The organism is Rhizobium sp. Root1203, from assembly GCF_001424945.1.
Classification (GTDB): Bacteria; Pseudomonadota; Alphaproteobacteria; order Rhizobiales; family Rhizobiaceae; genus Rhizobium.
This window is the reverse complement of the sequence record NZ_LMCW01000005.1, coordinates 91,077-111,823: the sequence shown is the minus strand read 5'-3', so window position 1 is coordinate 111,823 and position 20,747 is coordinate 91,077. Positions and strand designations below refer to the sequence as shown.

Below are 20,747 nucleotides of genomic sequence, written 5' to 3'. Positions count from 1 at the left end.
GGCCGCCCGTTGCGCCTGTTACGGCATGTTTTTCATCATTTCCGGGCTCATCGGCATCATGTTTGTATTCAGATGATGCATGACCCAGAGCGAGCCTGAAAGGGCGATAGCGACGATGAGCAGCGTAAAGATAAGGGCCATCATCGTCCATCCGCCTTCGGAGCGCGGGTTCATGTGCAGGAAGAAGATCATGTGGACCACGATCTGCACGACCGCGAACGCCATGATCAAGGTGGCTGTAACGGCATGGCTTTCGAAGACGCCTGCCATGACCAGCCAGAATGGAATGGCAGTCAGGATGACCGACAGCACAAAGCCGATCATGTAGCTCTTGAAGGTACCGTGCGCTGCCTCGTGACCGTGGCTGTGGCCATGATGGGCTTCGTGAGCGTCCTCATGTGCGGGTGCGTGCGAACTCATCCGAGAACTCCCAAAAGATAGACAACGGAAAATACGCCGATCCAGACGACGTCGAGGAAGTGCCAGAACATCGAAAGGCACATGAGACGACGGCGGTTTGCCGGGATCAGGCCGTGCATCGACACCTGCACCATCAGCGTTACCAGCCAGATGATGCCGAAGGTGACGTGCAGACCGTGCGTGCCGACCAGCGTAAAGAAGCTGGAGAGGAACGCGCTGCGCCCCGGCCCGGCACCTTCCTGGATCAGATGTGCGAACTCATAGAGTTCGAGGCCAAGGAAGGCGGCGCCGAACAAACCGGTAACGGCTAGCCAGAAGAGCGTCTCGGCCTTCCGCTGCCGCTCCATCTGCAGCATGGCAAAGCCGTAGGTGATGGATGAGAAGAGCAGCATGGAGGTGTTGATAGCCACCAGCCGCAGATCAAAGAGATCAGAGGGCGACGGACCGGCCGCATAGTTGCGGCCGAGAACGGCGTGGGTCGCAAAGAGAATTGCGAAGATCAGGCAATCGCTCATCAGGTAGAGCCAGAAGCCCAGCATCGTGCTGCCTTCCGGATGATGCTCTTCCGTCATGTAGAATTCGGGCTCAGCGGCCTTGTCGATTATCGTCTCGCTCATGGTCCTACACCTGCTTTGCAAGCATTGCGGTGCGCTTGCCTTCCGTTTCCGTGACCTCTTCTGCGGGGATGTAGAAATCACGGTTGTAGTTGAACGTATGGCCGATGGAGATGGCGATCATCGCGACGAACGAGACGGCCACGAGCCACCAGATGTACCAGATCATGGCAAAGGCGAAGACGACGCTGATCGCCCCGAGAATGACACCGGTGCCGGTGTTCTTCGGCATGTGGATCGGCTTGAAACCTTCCAGCGGTCGGGCATAGCCGCGTGCCTTCATGTCGTACCAGGAGTCGTGATCATGGACGACCGGGGTGAAGGCGAAATTGTACTCGGGTGGCGGCGACGAGGTCGACCACTCCAGTGTGCGGGCATCCCAGGGATCGCCGGTCACGTCACGCAGCTCTTCGCGCTTCCGGTAGCTGACAACGAGCTGGATCAGGAAGGAGGCGATGCCGACGGCAATCAGGACTGCACCGAACGCGGCGATGATGAACCAGATCTGCAGCGACGGATCTTCGAACTGCGATACGCGACGCGTCACGCCCATCAGGCCGAGGACGTAGAGCGGCATGAAGGCGAAGTAAAAGCCGATCAGCCAGAACCAGAACGACATCTTGCCCCAGAACGGGTCGAGCTTGTAGCCGAAAGCCTTCGGGAACCAGTAGGTAACGCCCGCCATCAGGCCGAAGACGACGCCTCCGATGATGACGTTGTGGAAATGGGCAATCAGGAACAGCGAGTTATGCAGGACAAAGTCGGCTGGGGGAACGGCAAGCAGGACACCGGTCATGCCGCCGATCACGAAGGTGATCATGAAGCCCATCGTCCATAGCATCGGCACTTCGTAGCGGATACGACCGCGATACATCGTAAACAGCCAGTTGAACATCTTTGCCCCTGTCGGGATAGAGATGATCATCGTGGTGATGCCGAAGAACGAGTTGACGCTTGCGCCCGAACCCATCGTGAAGAAGTGATGAAGCCAGACGAGGTATGAGAGGATCGTGATGACCACTGTCGCATAGACCATCGAGGCGTAGCCGAAGAGGCGCTTGCCGCAGAAGGTGGCGACGACCTCCGAAAAGATGCCGAAGGCCGGCAGCACGAGGATGTAGACTTCCGGATGGCCCCAGATCCAGATGAGGTTCACATACATCATCGGATTGCCACCAAGGTCGTTGGTGAAGAAGTTCGTACCGGCGTAGCGGTCGAGCGAGAGCAGCGCCAGTGTGGCTGTCAGGATCGGGAAGCTGGCAACGATCAGGATATTGGTGCACAGCGATGTCCACGTGAAGATCGGCATCTTCATCAATGTCATGCCGGGCGCGCGCATCTTGACGATCGTGGCGATCAGGTTGATGCCGGAGAGCGTGGTACCGATACCTGCGACCTGCAGGCCCCAGATATAATAGTCGACGCCGACCCCTGGACTGTAATCCGAGCCCGAGAGCGGCGGATAGGCAAGCCAGCCGGTCTGTGCAAATTCCCCGACGAAGAGCGAAATCATGATGATGATGGCGCCTGCCGCCGTCATCCAGAAGGAGAAATTGTTCAGGAACGGGAAGGAAACGTCGCGCGCGCCGATCTGCATCGGCACGACGAAGTTCATCAAACCCGTAACGAAAGGCATCGCCATGAAGAAGATCATGATGACGCCGTGCGCGGTGAAGACCTGGTCGTAGTGATGTGGAGGCAGATAGCCGGCCGAGCCATTGAAGGCCATTGCCTGCTGCAGACGCATCATGATCGCGTCGGAGAAGCCACGCAGCAGCATGATCAGCGCCAGGATGACATACATGATGCCGATCTTCTTGTGATCGACGCTGGTTAGCCAGTCGCGCCAGAGATAGCCCCAGAGCTTGAAATAGGTGACGACGCCCAAAAGAGCGATGCCCCCGAGTGCCACAGCCGCAAACGTCGCGACGAGAATTGGCTCGTGATAGGGGATCGCCTCTAGGGTCAACCGACCGAAGATGAACTTCAGGAGGTCAGGATTGGAAAACATGGAATAACCCGTTCATTGATGTCTTATCGACGCAAAGCGCCAGGCCTAGTTGTTGCTCTGCTGGGCAGGAGATTGATCGCCAGTGCCGTGGTCCATTCCAGGCATGCTATGCCCGTCATGCTGCATGCCCGGCATGTTCTGCATGCCGCCGGCATCGTCCGTCGCGGGCGTCGGCTCGGTGTTCCCTTGGCCCTCGCTACCGGGAGCAGGGGCACCATGAGTGCCCTCGTTGCCGTCGGCATGGCGATCGTCATATTTCAGCTTCTCGCGGTTTTCGGCGCTTTCCTTGCCGCCGCCGCCCATCATGTCGATATGCATCATTTCGCTCATGCACATCTTGCCGGGCGCCGCACACATGTTGAGGATCGCATTGAAAAGATCCTTGTCGGCCGACGCAAAGTAACGGACAGGCTCACGCTCGCTCGGGCGCTCGAGCTTCAGATAGGTGTCGCGGTTCAGCGCCGTGCCCTGGGCCTTGACCTGCGCCACCCAGGCATCGAAACCCTCGCGGTTGAAGCCATGGAACTTGAAGCGCATATGCGAGAAGCCGGCGCCGCTGTAGTTCGCGGAAAAGCCGTCATAGACACCTTCCGCATTGATCACGGCATGCAGTTTGGTCTGCATGCCGGGCATCGCATAGATCTGGCCGGCGAGTGCCGGCACGTAGAAGGAGTTCATCACCGAAGAAGAGGTGATCTGGAAATTGATAGGAACGTCGACCGGGGCTGCCAGTTCGTTGACAGTTGCGATGCCGAGATCGGGATAGAAGAACAGCCATTTCCAGTCGAGCGCCACGACCTGGACCGTCAGCGGCTTGGCGTCGGCAGGAATGCTGCGTTCGGCGTCCAACCGATCAAGCGGACGATAGGGGTCGAGTTTGTGGGTGCTGATCCAGGTTATGGCGCCAAGCGCAATGATGATCGCCAGCGGTGCAGACCAGATGACCACTTCGAGCCGGGTGGAGTGATGCCACTCGGGATCGTAGGTTGCGCTGGTGTTTGACCGACGGTAGCGCCAGGCAAAGAACAGCGTCAGAATGATCACCGGGATGATGATCAGCAGCATCAATGCCGTCGACACGACAATGAGGTCGCGCTGTTGCATTGCAATGTCGCCTGAGGGCGACATGACCACCAGATTGCATCCTGCCAGCGTCAGAAGCAGCGGCAAGATGAGGAGAGGGCGGGAAAACTTCGGCAGTTTTTGCACGTCTCTATGCTCTTGTTGTTTCGTCCGAACCGCGACTAAAGCACTGTAACTGGCAGCAACATGAGGTGTTTGGTCGCAGTGCAGCAGAATTGCCGCACTGCGGGATAAACAGGCGTGGCCGGCCGTCGAAATCCTGATGAAAAAATGAAGGATTGAAGACGGCCGCAATACTTTTGAAAGGCTAATATATCCGGGCGATCGACAACGACCACCATCTCAGGGACGAATTACGCCGCCGGGCGCGCGATTTTTCATCCACATATAATTTTGAGAGGTCGACAGTGAACTATTTGCGTTCCTCAGACTTGATATGCATGACGGTTAGTTCAAGATCGGTATGAGGCGCTTTGCCGCAAGCGTCTCAATGAGGGAGGCGTTGAATGGCTAATGCAACACATGGACCGTCGTCCACGTCGATGGAACGCGACGCAAGACAAATTCATGGAGACAAGCCGGTTTCGCCTGGCAGTATCGCAATTGGCGTCGTTATCGGGCGCATGTCGGAATTCTTCGATTTCTTTGTTTACGGCCTTGCCTCGGTGCTGGTCTTCCCGCAGCTCGTATTCCCCTTCGCGCCCGACCGTTTGACGGCGACGCTTTATTCCTTTGCGATTTTCTCGCTCGCGTTTCTCGCCCGGCCTGTGGGTTCGGTCGTGTTCATGACAATCGACCGATTGTACGGTCGAGGCACAAAACTCACGATCGCCCTGTTCCTGCTCGGCGGCTCGACTGCGTCTATTGCGTTCCTCCCCGGATATAATGAAATCGGTGTCTGGTCGATCTTGCTGCTCTCGCTCTTCCGGCTCGGGCAAGGTTTTGCGCTTGGTGGCGCGTGGGACGGGCTGGCCTCGCTGCTGGCGCTCAACGCACCGAAGAATCACCGTGGCTGGTATGCCATGATCCCGCAGCTCGGCGCGCCGATCGGCTTTGCGCTGGCAAGCGCTCTGTTCGGCTATTTCATCGCCAATCTTTCCCCCGAGGATTTCCTGAGCTGGGGCTGGCGCTATCCGTTCTTCGTCGCATTCGCGATCAACGTGGTTGCGCTGTTCGCCCGTCTTCGCCTCGTCATGACGACGGAATTCGGTACGGCCCTCGAGCAGCATGAACTGGAGGCCGCGCCTATACGGGACGTGGTGCGGGTTCATGGGCGCGACATCCTGATTGGCGCTTTCGTACCGCTGGCAAGCTTTGCGATGTTTCATCTGGTCACGATCTTCCCGCTCGGCTGGATGAGCCTCTACGGCAGTCAGCCTATCGGCACCTTCATGGTGGTCCAGATTATCGGAGCGGTGGTTGGTCTGATCGCGATTGTCGCGTCCGGCATGATCGCCGACAGGATAGGCAGGCGCGGCCAGTTGGCAGCATGTGCGATCCTGATCGCGATCTTCAGCTTCATCGGCCCCATTTTGATCGGTGCGGGTTCCGAGGGGCAGGATGCCTTCGTGATCATCGGCTTCGGTGTCCTCGGTCTGTCCTTCGGCCAGGCAACGGGATCGATCTCTTCACGCTTCGGCCGGGGCTACCGTTACACCGGCGCGGCATTCACATCGGATCTTGCGTGGCTGGTCGGCGCCGGTTTCGCGCCACTCGTGGCGCTCAGCCTGTCCAGCCGTTTCGGCCTGACATTCGTCGGATACTACCTGCTTTCCGGTGCCATCTGCACGCTGGCGGCGCTGGCATTCAGCAAGGCACTCGAACAGCGCGATTGATCCCTACCGGCAATAAAAACAAGTCCGCCTAGGGCGGATTTTTTGTTGGCTGGGCGAAGCGCGCCTGTTTGATTACACCGCCGCTGCTTGCGGTCGCTTAGCCGCCCGGGCAGCGGTCAGTTCAGCGGTCGTGTGGTTGAGGCGATCGGCTAGCACGCGCATGATTTCGACAGCCATCTCCGGGAAATCGCTTAGCAATTTCAGGAAGTGCTCCTTGCTGATACGCAACACCTCCAGCGGCGAGGTCGCGCGTACGGTGGCTGTACGCGACACGTCGCAAAGGATGGCAATTTCCCCGACGATGGAATTGGGCTCGACGTCCGCAACCTTGATATCGCCAGCGGGCGAATGGACAAGAATATCGGCAGTACCAGACAGAACCACGTAGGCAGCATCGCCCGGATCGCCCTGTCGAAAGAGATCCTGACCGAGATTGTAGGTCATTCGATCAGAGGTGAAGGCCAAAAGCTTGAGCTTGGCCGGCGCAATCCTGGAGAAGATCGGCACTCGCCGCAGCATTTCGACTTCGTCTCTCAACAGCATGAGCGTATTTATCCCTGCCGCACATTCGGTGCGCTCGATCCATTGCGTCTCTCGAGGACGCCACTATTGCCGCTGATATAGGATATTACGATAACAGTTCCTTGAACATACCGTTTTGTTCCGAAAGCTCAGGAAAGTTTCCGGCTTCGACAAGGCTTCCGCGGTCGAAAAGCAGAATTCGGTCGAATATCTCCGCAAGCTTCGCGTTCGACAATACCCAGACGATCGTCGGCCGCTCCCCTTCCTTGTGCAGATCGTTGACGATGTTGTGGGTGATCTGGTCCTGGACGCGCTGGTCGAGCGCTGAAAGCGGTCGGTTGAGAATGAAATAGTCGGACCGCCGCAGAAGAGCCCGGGCGAGGTTCAGCTTCTGGCGCTGCACCATTGTCAAACGCTTCCCGCCGGAGCCGACGTCAAACTCCAGTCCGATGGACAGCACGTCATCGAAGAGATCCAGCGAGTCGAACAACTCTCCCATGATCCCCCGGATGCGCGACGATGCGTCCGCTTGCTGGTATGCAATACGACCGAACAGCACATTGTCCATCAGGCTTGCCGAAGAGATGAAGTGCTCAGGGTCGTAGCGCTCGATGACGGCGGCGAGATCTTCTGGAATATTCTCGTGGAACTGCTTACGGGCGCTGACGATCTTTGCCGTCAACTCGTCGGTCAGAAGACCGAAGCGGTGCCGCGGCTCGATGTAGGCGAAGCTCAGCCGGATGATGGATGAGCGCTCCTCGGGTGTAGCATCGTCGAACTTCCGGCTCGTGAGCTTCTGGAGCAATGCCTGATAGGTCGGAATGTCATCTGCCGTCATGAACGTCAACTGCTGGAAGAAGGGGTGATCCGGCGGCAGGTCATGGAAGAGTTCGACGGCGTTTTCGGCGATCTCAAGGCCCATTGTATAGAGATCGTTGCTCAGTCCCGTCTCGCGGAAAAGCGCCTGGAAATACGGATGCGCGGCCAGACGGCGATTGTTCATGGCCGGCCGCTTCATGGATCCGAACAGGAGGTTCTCGCCGACCGTCGCCTGGATATTGTAGGCGTCGAAGTCGAACGGCACCACGATGCTGGCGAGGTCCGACTCCTGCATGCGCTCGCGAAGTGCCGCACGCACATCGACGATATGCCCGGCGAGCGTCACATGCACAGCTGTGTCGACCGTCGAACGAAGCGCCAGGTCAAGAAGGTCCTGCGAAATGAGTACGGCGTCGAGCACCGGGCGTATTGCTTTGAGAATGTCATCGGGGCCGGTGGCGCCTGCCGCCTGATAATCGACCCAGTCGCTGTTCGGATCGAGTGTGGGATTTCCGGCCTTGAGGGCTTCGGCAGCATGCCACTTGACCTCAAGAGCGGTCTGCTCGTCATAGTCCGGGTCGCGGAGCGGCGCATGCTTCAGCCCGTAGAGAATGTTGTCACGGAGCGTGCCCTGGAAGAAATAGATGTCGGCGGATGCATAGGAAATCCGTCGTCCGGTGACCGATTCGGGAAGCTCCAGCAAGTCCTTGCCGTCGATTGTGATGCGACCGGAATCCGGCCAGACCAGACGCCCCAGGGCTTCGGCGAACGCCTCGGCGCCGCTCGCGTTCGGGCCGACGACGGCAACTGTTTCATTCGGCTTGATCTCGACGGATATGTGATTGATCAGGCGCGCACCGCTGTCGTCGCTGACCGACAGGTTGCTGACGACAATCGACGATGCCAACGGCGTGACCGCTGCGCCAGCAACGACATGGATACTCTCGTCGATCAGGGGCTCGACATTAAACTGCTCGTAGACCTGCTGGTATTTCACCTGCACGTCCTGGCGCATCTGGTCCCAGTCGATCAGTTCCTTCAACGGGCCGGGCAGGTCTTTGTACGCGCTGATCACCGCCACCAGCTGGCCGATATCCAGACGTCCCTGCAGGGCCAGGTAGCCGCCGATTGCATAAAAAAGGAAAGGCGTGACCTGGGCGAGGAAGTTGTTCAGGAACTTGACGAGAAACTTCCACTGATAGAGGTCGTAGCGGATCGAGAAGATCAGTCCTAGTCGGGCGGCGATGTCGGCGCGTTCGAGGTTCGACGTGTCGTTGCCGTGGATCGTGCCGATGCCGTCTACGATTTCGCCGACACGCCCTGAAAGCTCGCGAGCGGTCAACTGGCGCTGGCGACCAAGCTCGAGCAGGCGCTTTCGCATCCGCGGTATGATGACGGCCTGAACGCCGACGATGCCAGCGGCGATCATCCCCAGCCAGAAATTCTGCACGATGATGAAGATGAGAGCCGTGAGTGCCTGTCCTCCAAGCAGGGCGGGAGACACAAAGGCGTCACCGGTAAAGCCCCCCATGGGCTCTACCTCGTCCTTGATCATGGTGGCGATTTCAGCCGACTTCACCCGCTTGAAATGGTTGGGAGGAAATCGCAGGACGCGGTCGATCAGCTGAAAGCGGATACGCCGCAGCATGCGCTCTCCGAGCCGGCCCTTGTAGGTGTTGATGTAGAATTTGAAGAGGCCGTTCAAGACCACCAGTGCCAGGAAAACCAGGCTGAGCGCCATGAGCGTCTGGAGCCGGTCCAGCTGCAGGCCCGAGAAGAACTCGACCTTTCCGATGACAGGAAAGGTGTAAGAGAGATGCATGAAGGTCTGTGTCGCGCCTTCGCCCTCAAACCCGGAGCCCTGAATCGGACCGTTGACGATCTGCTTGGGAAGATCGAACGAAAGGAAATAGGGTATCATTGACAGCGCAACGACCGCCAAAATCCAGAGTTGCTGCAGCCGCGTGTTCGACCAGATGTAGCGCGCGAGGCTTTTTTCCATTGTTAACCGTCAATTATCGGGAAAATTTTAATCAACAACCCCGTCGCAGAACAGAAGCGAAGTGCCGAGAAAAGAACCATGCAACCGGGCCGCTGGATACCCCAACGAAAACAACGCGAAGCGGCTTGCAATCATCGCGCCGATTCTCGCGGGAATCTTTTTATATCATAGGAGTTTCGTAAAGTGCGAGCGTTTCAACCGACCATCACGCGAATGATCTGCGCCGTCTTGTGAGCGCCATCGAGGTCGAGCGTGGTGGAGGGTTGCGCCGGCGCTTCCAGGGCCGCGCCGACGGCAGCCGCGACGAGTTCGGGCGTCAGGTCCTTCTCGGGCAGGATATCGGCAAGGCCAAGGGCCTTCAACCGTTCGGCCCGGACGGTCTGCTCGGTCTCGCCACCGGCAACGAAGGGTACCAGGATCGGGCGGCAGTCCGTTTTCAGGAGGTCGCCTACGGTGTTGTAGCCCGCTTGCGAGATGGAGACCCGTGCGCCGCGCAGGAGCGACGGGAAATCCTTGCGGAAACGGACGAGTGTCACGTTGGGCGCCATATCCGCTGAAAGCGCGGCAAAGTCGCGCTCGGGCAGGTTGGGGCCGCTGATCAGCAACCAACGCAGATCCGCCGGCAGAATTGCGGCCGCCCGTGCGGCAGCGGCGAGAAGATCCATTCCGACAGCGCCGCCGCCCACGGATGCGATGATGTCGTAGACATCCGACGGCTCGGCAGCTTGCAGCGGCGCGACGATCCCTGTGTAGACAACCTTGGTGGCGATGTCCGAGGTGAGGGGGAACGTGTCTTCCAGAAGGACGAATGCTGGATCGCCGTGCACCAGAACCGCATCGAAGTGGTTCTGGACGAGCGCTGCAGTCTCCGCGTCCCGGCCAGCCTTGCGGTTTTCCTGCAGGATGTCGCGCACCGAGCTCAGCAGCTTCGGCCTGGGGTCAGCCTGTTCGATTGCAGCGAGGAGGGGCAGCAGTTCGAAGCGCATTTGTCTGCGTCCGAACGGAAAGGCTTCCACGATGACGACATTGGGCCGGGCGTCACGAAAGGCGGATAGCAAAATGTCGCGGCGCCGGTTGAGAAATTCCTCGCCGGCAGGCGTGCCATTGGCTTCGGCAAGACCGGAGAAGCCTGCGTTGCTTGCGACCACCGGTGGCAAGGCAACGGTCTTGATGCCCTCGGCGGGAAAGCCCGGAACGGGCAAGCCTCCGGTGACAACGGTAACATCGAAGCCATCAGATGCAAGCGCGTTGGCAATACGGCTTGCCCGGGCGATGTGACCGATGCCGAGCAGATGCTGAACGTAAAAGAAAACCCGCGGCGCTATCATGATGCCCTCTGCCATTCCGAGTCGAAAAGGCGGCTGAGCTGTTCGATGCTGGCGTGATGGTCGAAATGCGCACGCACCCGTTGCTCTGCGCTATCCCCCAGCGTGCGGCGCAGCTTCGGATCCCGGATTGCGGCTTCCAGCGCCACGGCCAATGCGACGGGGTCTTCGGGCGGTACCAGCAATCCGTTTTCTCCGTCAACCAGAAGCTCGGGGACGCCGGACACGGACGTGGAAATGCAGGGCAGCCGCTGGCTGGATGCCTCAACCAGAACATTGGGAAGCCCGTCGCGGTCGCCGTTAGCTGCAATCCGGCAGGCGAGCGCAAAGATGTCCGATCGACGGTAGTGATCGAGCACATCATCCTGTGCGAGCGCTCCCTTCCAGGTGATCCTGTCGGCAACGCCAAGTGTCGTCGCCAGCGCCTTCAGCCTGGGTAACTCGTCGCCGCCGCCGATATGCTCGAAGCGCCAGTGCAAGTCTGCCGGCAGGCGTGCGAGTGCCTGCAGCAGCGTATCATATCCCTTCTTTTCCACAGCACGGCCCACACTCAGGATTGAGACGGGATCAGCCGGGTTGCTGCCGTCGCGACAAGGCCTCTGCTCTGCAAAATGTCCGAATCGCGCCAGATCCAGGCCGTGATAACTCAAATGCACCGCCTCCTTGCGCTCCGTCAGCGTACGCATGTGCTCATAGCCGCTTTTCGTGCAGGTGACGGTCCAGCGCGCGCTGCCGAGCTTCTCGTTCAGTTCCCAATCGGGTGAGGTCCAGATGTCCTTGGCATGCGCGGAACAGGTCCAGGGCACGCCGGTCAGGATGCTGGCATATTCCGTGACAGAGGCTGGCGTGTGAATGAAATGCGCATGCAGCCACGTGCCCTTGTCCGGCCATTCGCGCGCCAGCACCAAAGCCTGGCCCAGCCGACGGAAACGGTTTCGCGAAACATCGCGCGGCAGGTCCTTCAGGAAGCGTTTCACAAGCGCCTTGAACCCTGGCATGCGGAAGCCCGAAACCACGCCTTTCAACACCCGGATCGGTTCTTCGTGCAGATACTCGGGCAGATAGACAACCCGCGCCTTGATCTCGTCGTGCACCGGATGCCGCTTCTTGTCGGTCGGACGGCGCATCGAAATCAGCGTCAGGTCGAAGCCGGCCCGTTCGAGCCCCAACAGTTCCTGGGCGATGAACGTTTCGGAAAGGCGCGGGTAGCCCTTCAGAACGACCAGTATCTTCCGGCGTTGCGGCAATGCCTGGATCTTCACTCGGCCTGAACCTTCACTCGGCTTGAACCCTCACTCGGCGCCGACGACGGAAAGATGGGGGCCTCGGCTATCGAGCCAATGTCCAACCGTCTGCGAGATGTGATTAAGCCCCTCGAGCCTCAGAGTGCAACCGCTTATCGATGGCGGCTGGCGATGTGGCAGGCGTTTCAGCGCGTCGGCCATCACGGCCGCGTCGGCGGACTGTTCGGGCAGCAGCATGTCGACCAGGCCGAGTGCGCTTGCCCGCTGGGCGCGGAGCAGCTGCTCTTCCCGCGGTTTGACGCGCGGCACGATCAATGCAGGCTTGTCGAACGACAAAATTTCACAATAGGTATTGTAGCCACCCATGGCGACAACCCCGGTTGCGCCAGCGATCAGTTCTTCCATATGGTTGTCGAACTCGATGACCTCGATATATGGGATTCTGGCGCCCTTCTGCACGAGCTTGCTGCGCTCGGCAGCCGGCATATAGGGCCCAAGCACGACGAGTGCCTTCTGCTGCAGGGTGGCGTCCTGCTCGTAGGCGTTCATCACGTCGTGGACCAGATCGGACCCGTCCCCGCCGCCGCCGGTCGTCACGAGAATATAGTTGTCGCTGCGGGCGTTGATCGATGTCTTGCTCGCCGAAACACTGCGCTGCAGGAAGCCGACGAAATCCATCTTCCTGCGCACGCTCGCCGGGACATCCAGCCCGATCAGCGGATCGTAGAAATCCGGCGGCCCATAGACCCAGATCGAATCGTAATACTGATCGATCTTCTGCATAATTCCGTTTCTCTTCCACTCTGCATCCAGCAGATGGGGTGCATCCATGATCTCTCGCAGTCCAAGCACCAGCTGCGTGCCGCGCGACTTGAGGTAGGCAAGCGTATCCTCCACCTCGCCTTTGAGGCCCATTGGCTCCTTGTCGACGATGAAGATATCCGGCTGAAACGTCTCGGCCGTATGACGGATGATCGATTCCCGCATCTTCAGCGTTTCCTGAAGATCGATATGGCTCGCAAGCGACGTGTATTCGCCGTTTCGAAGCTTGATCACGCTCGGAACCTTCACGAAGTCGACGCGGGCCCGATAGTCGAATGCGCCGGCAATGGTGGCGCCTGAGACAATCAGGATATTGAGACCGCGATAGTCCTCGACCAGCGCATGGGCGATCGTCCGACAGCGGCGCAAATGACCGAGCCCGAATGTGTCGTGGCTGTACATGAGGATACGGGCATCTTCGAGTCGCCGTGCCATGGGCATTCCTTCCTGGCTGTACATCACCTAGCACCGCCGCTTTCCACGACGTGTCGAACAGATCTCATGGTTCCGCCCGGCTGACCGCTATTTGTAGGGATCTGCGGCATCACGCAAGCCGTCTCCCAGAAAGTTGAACGCCAAAATCACCAAGACCACCGGTATAATGGGGAAAAGCAACCATGGATAGAATGCAATAACGCTTACGCTCTTTGCCTCTGTCAACAGGATTCCCCAGCTCGTAATCGGCGGGCGGAGACCGAGCCCCAGGAAGCTCAATGCGGTCTCGCCGAGAATCATGCCGGGAATGGAGATGGTCGCAGACGCAATAAGGTGGGACATGAAGCCGGGGACAAGATGCCGGCCGATGACGCGCGATGTGCTGGCGCCCATGAGCTGGGCTGCCTGCACGTAGTCTTCCTCGCGCAAGGCGAGGAGCTTGGAACGAACGGCACGCGCCAATCCGGTCCAGTCGATGATGCCAAGGATGACCGTGATCCCGAAATAGATGACGATCGGGCTCCAGGTGACCGGCATAATAGCGGCAAGGGCCATCCACAAGGGCAAGCTCGGCAGAGATTGCAGCACTTCGATCAGGCGCTGAACGATCAGGTCGAAGACGCCGCCTCGATAGCCCGCAAGGCCACCGATGACGATGCCAAGGCAAAAGCTGATGGCGATGCCGATCAGGCCGATCGTCAGCGAGATGCGGGCGCCGTAGAGTATGCGCGAAAGCACATCGCGCCCCAGGCGATCGGTTCCGAGCAGAAACATCTGGCCGCCGACCGCCGGGCAGACGAGATGCAGGTCTGAACTGATGACTCCCCAGAATTTGTAGGGATCGCCCCGGCAGAGAAAGCGGATCGGCTGCACATCGTTTTTCCTGTCGGTGTAGACGCGATGCAACGTATCGATGTCGAGTGACATACTGCGACCGAAGACGAACGGGCCGACAAAGCTGCCTTCATTGAAGAAGTGGATCCGCTGCGGCGGAGAATGAATGAAATCGACGTTCTTGGTGTGCAGCCCGTAGGGTGCCAGGAATTCGACGACCAGGATCATCAAATAGACCGCGATCAGGAATACCCCGGAAATCAGAGCAAGTCGGTGCTGCTTGAATTTCCACCACATCAGCTGCTTTTGCGATGCAAGGTGAATGCGCGACTGGGCAGATGTCATGGCCTCGGTCGCTTGCGGATCGAAGGGAGCCGTCGAAACGTAGTGCGGCATCGGTGCGCCGGGTGGGGGCAAGGGCGACATTATTTGGTGCTCCTGCCTTGCAGGCGAATACGTGGATCGAGGAAGCCAAGGGCAATGTCCGAGACCAAGACGCCGACGACGTTGAGGAAAGCAAGGAACATCAGGAACGAACCGGCGAGATACATGTCCTGACTCTGCAACGCCTTGATCAGCATGGGCCCTGTCGTCTCGAGCGACAGGACGATCGCGACGATCTCGGCACCCGAAATGATCGATGGAAGGATCGATCCGATGTCGGCGACGAAGAAGTTGAGCGCCATGCGCAGCGGGTATTTGATCAGTGCACGCAACGGGTGAAGCCCCTTTGCGCGCGCAGTCACGACGTACTGCTTCTGCATTTCGTCGAGCAGGTTGGCGCGAAGCCTTCGGATCATGCCGGCTGTCCCGGCGGTTCCCACAATAACCACGGGGATCCAGAGGTGGGAGAGAATCGAACGCGCTTTCTCCCAGCTCATCGGTTCCGACAGGTACTTCTGATCCATCAGATGGCCGATGGAGACGCCGAACCACATGTTGGCAAAGTACATCAGGATAAGGGCAAGCATGAAATTCGGAATGGCGATGCCGAGCAGTCCGAACAGCGTCAGGCCGTAGTCGCCCCAGCTGTACTGGTGGGTCGCCGAATAGATGCCGATCGGAAAGGCGATCAGCCATGTCAGCAGGATGGTGGAGAAGGAGACGAGGATCGTCAGCCACAGCCGGTCGCCCACCACGTCGGATACCGGCAGCTGATACTCGAACGAATAACCGAAATCGCCGTGCAGCATTCCGCCGACCCAATAGAAGTAGCGAACGACCGCAGGCTTGTCGAAGCCGTATTGCTTCCGCAATTCCTCGATTTCCTGCAGGTTTGCGCTCTCGCCCTGCGCCCGCATTTCGGCGATCTGGCTCTCGAAAAAGTCGCCGGGGGGCAGTTCGATAATCGTGAACACCAATGCGGAGATCACGAAGAGAGTCGGAACCATCGCGGCGATGCGCCAGAGAATATACCGCAGCATCGCTCAGACCTCCTTGAACCAGAAGGAATCCGGCATGTAGATGCCGAGATAGGAAGTCGGGTCAAAGCCGTAGAGCCCGCGCGCCGGTACATTCTGCAGCTTGGCCGACTTCAGGATCGGCTGCAGCGTGCTGTTGATGAGCCCGATCGAGAAGACCTGTTGCGTGTAGAGCGACAGCATCTGGTGCCAGATTGCCTCCCGCTCCTCGAACCGCGCGGTTTCGCCCCACTGGTTGAGCAGATCGACCAACTGCTTTGCCTCCGGCAAGTCAGGTGCGCGGCCTGCCTGTCCGGCGGAAAGATAGTACATGCCCCAGAGTGGCCACTGCAATTGGTCGTCGAGCGTCGGCGCGAGCTGTCGCGGGGACATGTCGGCGGTGGCGACTCCGTTTTCGATCCCGAACCAGATGGACATCATGATCGTTCCGCTCATCGCCCGGTTGTGGAAGACGTCGCGTTGCGACGTGCGGGTATAGAGGGCAAGGCCGACCTCGCGCCAGTGATCGCGCACGAGCTCCAGCACGTCTGTATCGAGATTGCTTTCGCCTGGCGTTTCTACCGTGATCTCAGCGCGCCGGCCATCCGGCAGCAGGCGGATGCCCTCGCTGTCGCGATTGCCCAGCCCCAACTCGTCGAGCAGCTTGTTTGCCTGATCGGGATCATGCGCAATGAATGCGTCTGCATACTCCGACCGAAAGAGCGGACTTTCCGGCAGCACGGTGTCGGCGCTCGCCTTGCCGAGGCCGTAGAAGGCGACCATGTTGATCTCGTGCCGGTCGATGGCCAGCGACAACGCCCGGCGGAACCGCGTCTCGTGGAAGAGCCCGCGCCAGACATCGTCGGCACAGTTGAGGTTCGGCAGCAGCGCCACGCGCGAGCCACGCACCTGCCGCCAGAGACTGACGTTCACCGGAAACCGATTCTCGGCATCCTTCAGGAAGGTGTAGTCGTTGAAGTCGATTCCCGTCGCCTGCAGATCGGACTCGCCGGCGCCGGCCTTGGCCGCAATGATCGACGACGAGCTGACGTTGAGAATGAAACGGTCGACATAGGGGAGCTGGACCCCGTTTTCGTCGATGCGATGAAAAAACGGGTTGCGCACGAAAACGAATTGCTCGGCTGGCGGCGGTGTCGTGTTGAACCACGGATCAAGTGTCGGAAGGTCCGGGTTTTCCGGACGCGACGCGCGCGACATTTTGATGTGCAGGTCGGCCCACTTCTTGACCCGGTTTTGCTTCATCAGGGCGGACATCCGAAAGTCGTCCTGATATTTCTTGTGGAACTGCTTCAAATAGTGGCCGGGGCCGAAAATCATCAGCGGCAAGGGCCCCGCCAGGGCTGGCATGAAGTTCGGATTGGGCCGATCCCAGGTATATCGCACCGTCAGCGGATCGAGCACTTCGAAACGCGGCAAATCCCCGTGAGGCCGGAGCTCAAGCGCCCCGCCGCCCGGTGTGAGCTCCTTGTTGAGGATTACGTCTTCCCACCAATACCGAAAATCGTCGACCGTAAACGGCGTACCGTCCGACCAGCGATGGCCTTCACGCAGATGGAACGTGAAAACGGAATCCTTCTCGGACGTAAAGCCCATCAGGATATCGGGCTGGAGCTGCAGCTTCGTGTCGTAGCCGACGAGCCGCGAATAGCCGTAGACGGTCATGTAGCGGATGTCTTTTGCGCTGCCGATGAGCGTGCGTACGGTTCCGCCGTAGGTTCCCGGCTGGAGCCCGGCGTTTTTCATGTTGATGATCCGCGGGTGCGTCGGCAGACGATCCACCATCGAGGGAATGCGGCCGGCACGCAAAAGGTCACGCAGGAAATCCGGTTCGATATCGCGGTCCGCCGCCTTGACGACCGACGGCGCGATTGCGGCTCCGACCATACCTCCGAGAAAGCGCCGCCGCGTTACCATGAACGGAGCTCCGTCACGTCGGCGCCCTTGCGGGCGCGAACGAAATGGCCGTTGCCGAGATCGGCGTAGGCAAGCTCGGATGCATCGTCGTGTTCGGCGGTGAACGTTATGCCCCAATTCTGCTTGTCGGCAGCACCGTTCTTGCGCAGTGCTTCGAAATCGAGGGGGCGATCGAGATCAGGGAAGGGGACGGCCGCAAGCAACGACTTTGTGTAGGGATGAACCGGATCGCGCAGGATGACCTCTCGGGGTGCTATTTCGACAATGCGTCCCTTGCACATCACCGCTATCCGATCCGCCATGTAGTCGACGACCGCGAGATTGTGCGAGATAAACAGGTAGGTCAGTCCCAATTCCTTCTGCAAATCCTTGAGAAGGTTGAGGATCTGAGCCTGGACAGACACATCGAGCGCCGACACCGGCTCATCGAGGATAACGAGCTTGGGCCCAAGCGCCAACGCACGCGCGATGCCGATACGTTGACGCTGACCGCCGGAAAAACTGTGCGGGTAGCGGCTCAGATATCGGCGGTCGAGCCCAATTGCCCCCATGAGCGCTTCCACCTTGCGGCTGCGATCGGCACTATTGCCACGATCGTGGATTTCCAGAGGTTCGCTCAGAATGTTCCGGACCGTCATTCGTGGGGAAAGCGAGGATACCGGATCCTGGAACACCATCTGGATTTTGGTCCGAAGATCCTGCAACTCGTCGCCGCTGACGGACAGGACGTCGACGACGTCCGTGCCGTCGTTGAACGTCACCGAGCCACTGTCCGGCGTGATTGCCCGCATCAGGATTTTGCTGACTGTCGTCTTGCCGCAGCCGGACTCCCCGACCAGTCCGAGACACTCGCCGCGCTGAATGTCGAAGCTCACGTCATCGACCGCGCGAAACCCGATCGTCTCCCGTGTGCCCAGCAGGCCGCGATTGCGGGTCTTGAAAGTCTTGGTCAGGTTGTTGACGGACAACAGGATTTTCGGTCCCTCGACCTCGATTTTTTTCTTGCCAATCATCGATTCGAGGTTGACCGGCACATCGCGCATAGCCTTCAGCCGCTCGCCGGGCTTCATGTCGAAATGCGGCACCGCGGCCATCAGCCCCTTGAGATAGGGGTGCTGGGGATTGCGGAAGATGGATTTGACCGGGCCGGCCTCCATGATCTCGCCGTGGTAGATCACCACGACTTCGTCAGCCATGTTGGCCACGACGCCGAGGTCGTGTGTGATCAGCAGCATCGCCATGCCGAGCTTGTGCTGAAGATCACGCAGCAGTTCGAGAATCTGCGCCTGAATGGTCACGTCCAGCGCCGTCGTCGGCTCGTCGGCGATCAGCAGCGCCGGATTGCAGATGAGCGCCATCGCGATCATCGCGCGCTGGCGCATGCCGCCCGAGAGTTCGAATGGGTACATGTCGAAGGTGCGCTTTGGATCGGCAAAGCCGACAAGGCCGAGCGTCTCCTCTGTCTTTTCGCGGGCTTCCTTCTTGTCAGCCTCGGTGTGGATCAGCAGCGCTTCGCTGATCTGATTGCCGACCGTGTGCAGTGGTGACAGCGAGGTCATCGGCTCCTGGAAGATCGTCGCCATGCGGCGGCCGCGCAGATCCCGCATCTCCGCGCTGTCACGTGAATACTGAAGAATATCTGTGGTTTTGCCGTCGAGGGGGTCGGTGAACAGAATGCGACCCTGGGCCTGCGCCGGATTCGGCAGAATTCCCATGATGCTCTGACTGATGACCGATTTACCCGAACCGGATTCCCCGACAAGCGCTGTGACTTTGCCGGGCAAAATACGCAGGTTTGCGTTTTTTACGACGCGTAGGCTGTCGCCGAAAACCGAGAAGGAAACGTCGAGATTCTCGATGCGCAGCAGATCGGAGGCGGACGCCATACCAATGAAATTCCCCAGTTTTTCTTCGTTCCCGTTGCGGCACACTAGCGTACCGCAATGAGGGTGTCCAGTTGATGACGGACGTGCGAAAACCGGGAGGCTTAATCCCTTGGTGGAATGGGATCCGGCCGCTCTGGCGGCCGGATCGGCTATTGAATAAACTTCTCGACCGCGGGTGCCTTGGCCTGATTGCGTGCATCGCGATGAAGCAGGATTACCTGCTCTGCTTCCGAAAGTGCTGCCTCCGGCACCTCGCGGAAGCTCTCTTCGACATGAAGCGCCGGGGCAGGCGCACGCGGCTGCAATACCGTGATCTTCTGGCGGACGCCGCGCAGCTTCTCTTCACCCAGCGTCGTCCACTCGCCGCCGCAGTAGCCGGCAAAGGCCTGGCTTGCGACAACCTCGCGGGAGTACTTCTTCGTCAGCGCCTGCAGACGCTGGACTTCATTGACCGCCGAGCCAAATGCAGAAAACGTCAGCCTGTCCTTGAGGCCGACATTGCCGAACATGACGTTGCCGACATGCAAGCCGATCCCGTAGGAGATCTTGCCGAGACCGCTTTCCTGCCGCGTCGTGTTGAGTTCGGCAACCCGCGCCTGAGCCTGATGGACCGCCGACAGCGCCGCCTGACAGGCAATTTTTGAGGGGTCCTTGTGACGGCCGCAGGGATAGACGGCAAGAAACCCATCCCCGATGAAGCTCAGAATCTCGCCACCGTTGCGATTGAACGGTGCTGCGATCGCATCGAAGAACTGGTTCAATGTGTCGATGTAGTTCTGTCTGCCTTCCTTTTCGGCATACATAGTCGACTGGCGCATGTCGCCCATGACAAGGGCAGCACGGATCGTTTCGCCATCGCCGCGGCGGATCTGGCCGTTCAGCACCCGCTTGCCGGCATCGCCGCCGAGATAGGTCGTCAGCATGTTGTTGGCCAATTTGCCCAAAACCGCCATCTTGGCCGCAACCGCGAGATGGTTCTGCATGCGCAGCAGCGCATCGATCATGTCATCGGAAAAGCCCGAGTGACTGTCGGTCGACCACGATCCCATCATGCCTTGAACCGATCCGTCGCCGAAGGGCTGCACGAAGGCGAGGTAGTCGGTAATCCGTTCGTCTCGCAAGTCGGCAAACACCGGGAATTCGGGCTGGCCGTCGATGGGAATGCGGCGGCGCAGGTGCTGCAGGTTGTTGTCCAGCAGATAGTAATAGGGGCTTTGAATAAAGCGGTCGGGTTTCTGGCCCGCCGCGTGACGATAACCTTCGATAGTGACGCCGCTTGCGCGCCGCCAGGTAAAGCTCAGCGCATCGTAAAGCGGATGCAGCATTGAAAAGGTCAGATGCACACGAGCAATCGGAAGGCCAGCCGCAGCAATTCGTTCGCAGAACCCGCGAACGATATTCTCAAGGTCGTCGCCGGCCAGCGAAGAGTTCGTCAGCCATTCCGCGACCCGGTCCAACAAAATCGATGAGACCCGGGAGTCGATCACGCCCATTCCTGGTAGTATCCTCATAAGGCACGCCATCCACGAAACGTCGGGAAAACCACCTGCAGCACGGATG

General features: G+C 59.3%; 15 protein-coding genes. 1 reads left to right on the top strand and 14 read right to left on the bottom strand.

The features are described from left to right. Nucleotides 1-18: 18 nt before the first annotated feature. The 4 genes from cyoD to cyoA are packed head-to-tail and all read right to left on the bottom strand — an operon-like array spanning nt 19 to nt 4,254. Nucleotides 19-420: a cytochrome o ubiquinol oxidase subunit IV gene (cyoD, locus tag ASC97_RS06465; RefSeq protein WP_057467529.1), complete on the bottom strand. Its 402-nt coding sequence runs from the start codon at nt 418-420 to the stop codon at nt 19-21. Further along, a complete protein-coding gene (gene cyoC, locus ASC97_RS06460) occupies nt 417-1,037 on the bottom strand; it encodes a cytochrome o ubiquinol oxidase subunit III (RefSeq protein ID WP_057467528.1) in 621 nt (206 codons plus the stop codon). The genes cyoD and cyoC overlap by 4 nt, the downstream gene beginning before the upstream one ends. Before the next feature lie 4 nt (nt 1,038-1,041). Beyond that, on the bottom strand, nt 1,042-3,045 hold the full coding sequence (gene cyoB / locus ASC97_RS06455) for a cytochrome o ubiquinol oxidase subunit I (protein WP_057467527.1): 2,004 nt from the start codon (nt 3,043-3,045) through the stop codon (nt 1,042-1,044). Between the two features lie 45 nt (nt 3,046-3,090). Beyond that, nucleotides 3,091-4,254: a ubiquinol oxidase subunit II gene (gene cyoA / locus ASC97_RS06450; protein WP_057467526.1), complete on the bottom strand. Its 1,164-nt coding sequence runs from the start codon at nt 4,252-4,254 to the stop codon at nt 3,091-3,093. A 380-nt stretch (nt 4,255-4,634) separates the two neighbouring features. Here cyoA and ASC97_RS06445 point away from each other — a divergent pair, with 380 nt between their 5' ends. Continuing rightward, entirely contained in the window at nt 4,635-5,963 is a 1,329-nt protein-coding gene (locus tag ASC97_RS06445) for an MFS transporter (RefSeq protein WP_057467525.1), read from the top strand. A 72-nt stretch (nt 5,964-6,035) separates the two neighbouring features. Here the strand turns inward: ASC97_RS06445 and ASC97_RS06440 are convergent, their stop codons facing one another. From ASC97_RS06440 to ASC97_RS06395, 10 genes are all read right to left on the bottom strand, one after another. After that, nucleotides 6,036-6,506, bottom strand: a complete 471-nt coding sequence (locus ASC97_RS06440; protein ID WP_057467524.1) for a cyclic nucleotide-binding domain-containing protein — start codon at nt 6,504-6,506, stop codon at nt 6,036-6,038. Between the two features lie 85 nt (nt 6,507-6,591). Continuing rightward, a complete protein-coding gene (locus ASC97_RS06435) occupies nt 6,592-9,306 on the bottom strand; it encodes an ABC transporter ATP-binding protein (protein ID WP_057467523.1) in 2,715 nt (904 codons plus the stop codon). Between the two features lie 194 nt (nt 9,307-9,500). Beyond that, nucleotides 9,501-10,649: a glycosyltransferase family protein gene (locus tag ASC97_RS06430; RefSeq protein WP_057467522.1), complete on the bottom strand. Its 1,149-nt coding sequence runs from the start codon at nt 10,647-10,649 to the stop codon at nt 9,501-9,503. Next, the gene (locus ASC97_RS06425; protein ID WP_057467556.1) at nt 10,631-11,878 is read right to left on the bottom strand and encodes a glycosyltransferase; all 1,248 of its coding nucleotides are present in this window, start codon (nt 11,876-11,878) and stop codon (nt 10,631-10,633) included. Before ASC97_RS06425 ends, ASC97_RS06430 begins: the two co-directional genes overlap by 19 nt. 45 nt (nt 11,879-11,923) lie before the next feature. Further along, a complete protein-coding gene (locus tag ASC97_RS06420) occupies nt 11,924-13,132 on the bottom strand; it encodes a glycosyltransferase family protein (RefSeq protein ID WP_057467555.1) in 1,209 nt (402 codons plus the stop codon). Nucleotides 13,133-13,219: 87 nt separating this feature from the next. After that, on the bottom strand, nt 13,220-14,392 hold the full coding sequence (locus ASC97_RS06415) for an ABC transporter permease (RefSeq protein WP_057467521.1): 1,173 nt from the start codon (nt 14,390-14,392) through the stop codon (nt 13,220-13,222). Next, entirely contained in the window at nt 14,392-15,390 is a 999-nt protein-coding gene (locus tag ASC97_RS06410; RefSeq protein WP_057467520.1) for an ABC transporter permease, read from the bottom strand. Before ASC97_RS06410 ends, ASC97_RS06415 begins: the two co-directional genes overlap by 1 nt. 3 nt (nt 15,391-15,393) lie before the next feature. After that, nucleotides 15,394-17,301 (bottom strand): ABC transporter substrate-binding protein, encoded by a 1,908-nt coding sequence (locus tag ASC97_RS06405; RefSeq protein WP_057467519.1) that lies wholly within the window; start codon nt 17,299-17,301, stop codon nt 15,394-15,396. Next, a complete protein-coding gene (locus ASC97_RS06400; RefSeq protein ID WP_057467518.1) occupies nt 17,295-19,187 on the bottom strand; it encodes an ABC transporter ATP-binding protein in 1,893 nt (630 codons plus the stop codon). The genes ASC97_RS06405 and ASC97_RS06400 overlap by 7 nt, the downstream gene beginning before the upstream one ends. 149 nt (nt 19,188-19,336) lie before the next feature. Further along, nucleotides 19,337-20,680 (bottom strand): adenylate/guanylate cyclase domain-containing protein, encoded by a 1,344-nt coding sequence (locus ASC97_RS06395; protein WP_057467517.1) that lies wholly within the window; start codon nt 20,678-20,680, stop codon nt 19,337-19,339. Nucleotides 20,681-20,747 lie beyond the last annotated feature (67 nt).

Bases quoted from the DNA above. Each gene is read 5' to 3' on its own strand.
- cyoD (WP_057467529.1), bottom strand. From the start codon at position 420: ATGAGTTCGCACGCACCCGCACATGAGGACGCTCACGAAGCCCATCAT.
- cyoC (WP_057467528.1), bottom strand. From the start codon at position 1,037: ATGAGCGAGACGATAATCGACAAGGCCGCTGAGCCCGAATTCTACATG.
- cyoB (WP_057467527.1), bottom strand. From the start codon at position 3,045: ATGTTTTCCAATCCTGACCTCCTGAAGTTCATCTTCGGTCGGTTGACC.
- ASC97_RS06445 (WP_057467525.1), top strand. From the start codon at position 4,635: ATGGCTAATGCAACACATGGACCGTCGTCCACGTCGATGGAACGCGAC.
- ASC97_RS06440 (WP_057467524.1), bottom strand. From the start codon at position 6,506: ATGCTGTTGAGAGACGAAGTCGAAATGCTGCGGCGAGTGCCGATCTTC.
- ASC97_RS06435 (WP_057467523.1), bottom strand. From the start codon at position 9,306: ATGGAAAAAAGCCTCGCGCGCTACATCTGGTCGAACACGCGGCTGCAG.
- ASC97_RS06430 (WP_057467522.1), bottom strand. From the start codon at position 10,649: ATGGCAGAGGGCATCATGATAGCGCCGCGGGTTTTCTTTTACGTTCAG.
- ASC97_RS06420 (WP_057467555.1), bottom strand. From the start codon at position 13,132: ATGGCACGGCGACTCGAAGATGCCCGTATCCTCATGTACAGCCACGAC.
- ASC97_RS06415 (WP_057467521.1), bottom strand. From the start codon at position 14,392: ATGTCGCCCTTGCCCCCACCCGGCGCACCGATGCCGCACTACGTTTCG.
- ASC97_RS06410 (WP_057467520.1), bottom strand. From the start codon at position 15,390: ATGCTGCGGTATATTCTCTGGCGCATCGCCGCGATGGTTCCGACTCTC.
- ASC97_RS06405 (WP_057467519.1), bottom strand. From the start codon at position 17,301: ATGGTAACGCGGCGGCGCTTTCTCGGAGGTATGGTCGGAGCCGCAATC.
- ASC97_RS06400 (WP_057467518.1), bottom strand. From the start codon at position 19,187: ATGGCGTCCGCCTCCGATCTGCTGCGCATCGAGAATCTCGACGTTTCC.
- ASC97_RS06395 (WP_057467517.1), bottom strand. From the start codon at position 20,680: ATGGGCGTGATCGACTCCCGGGTCTCATCGATTTTGTTGGACCGGGTC.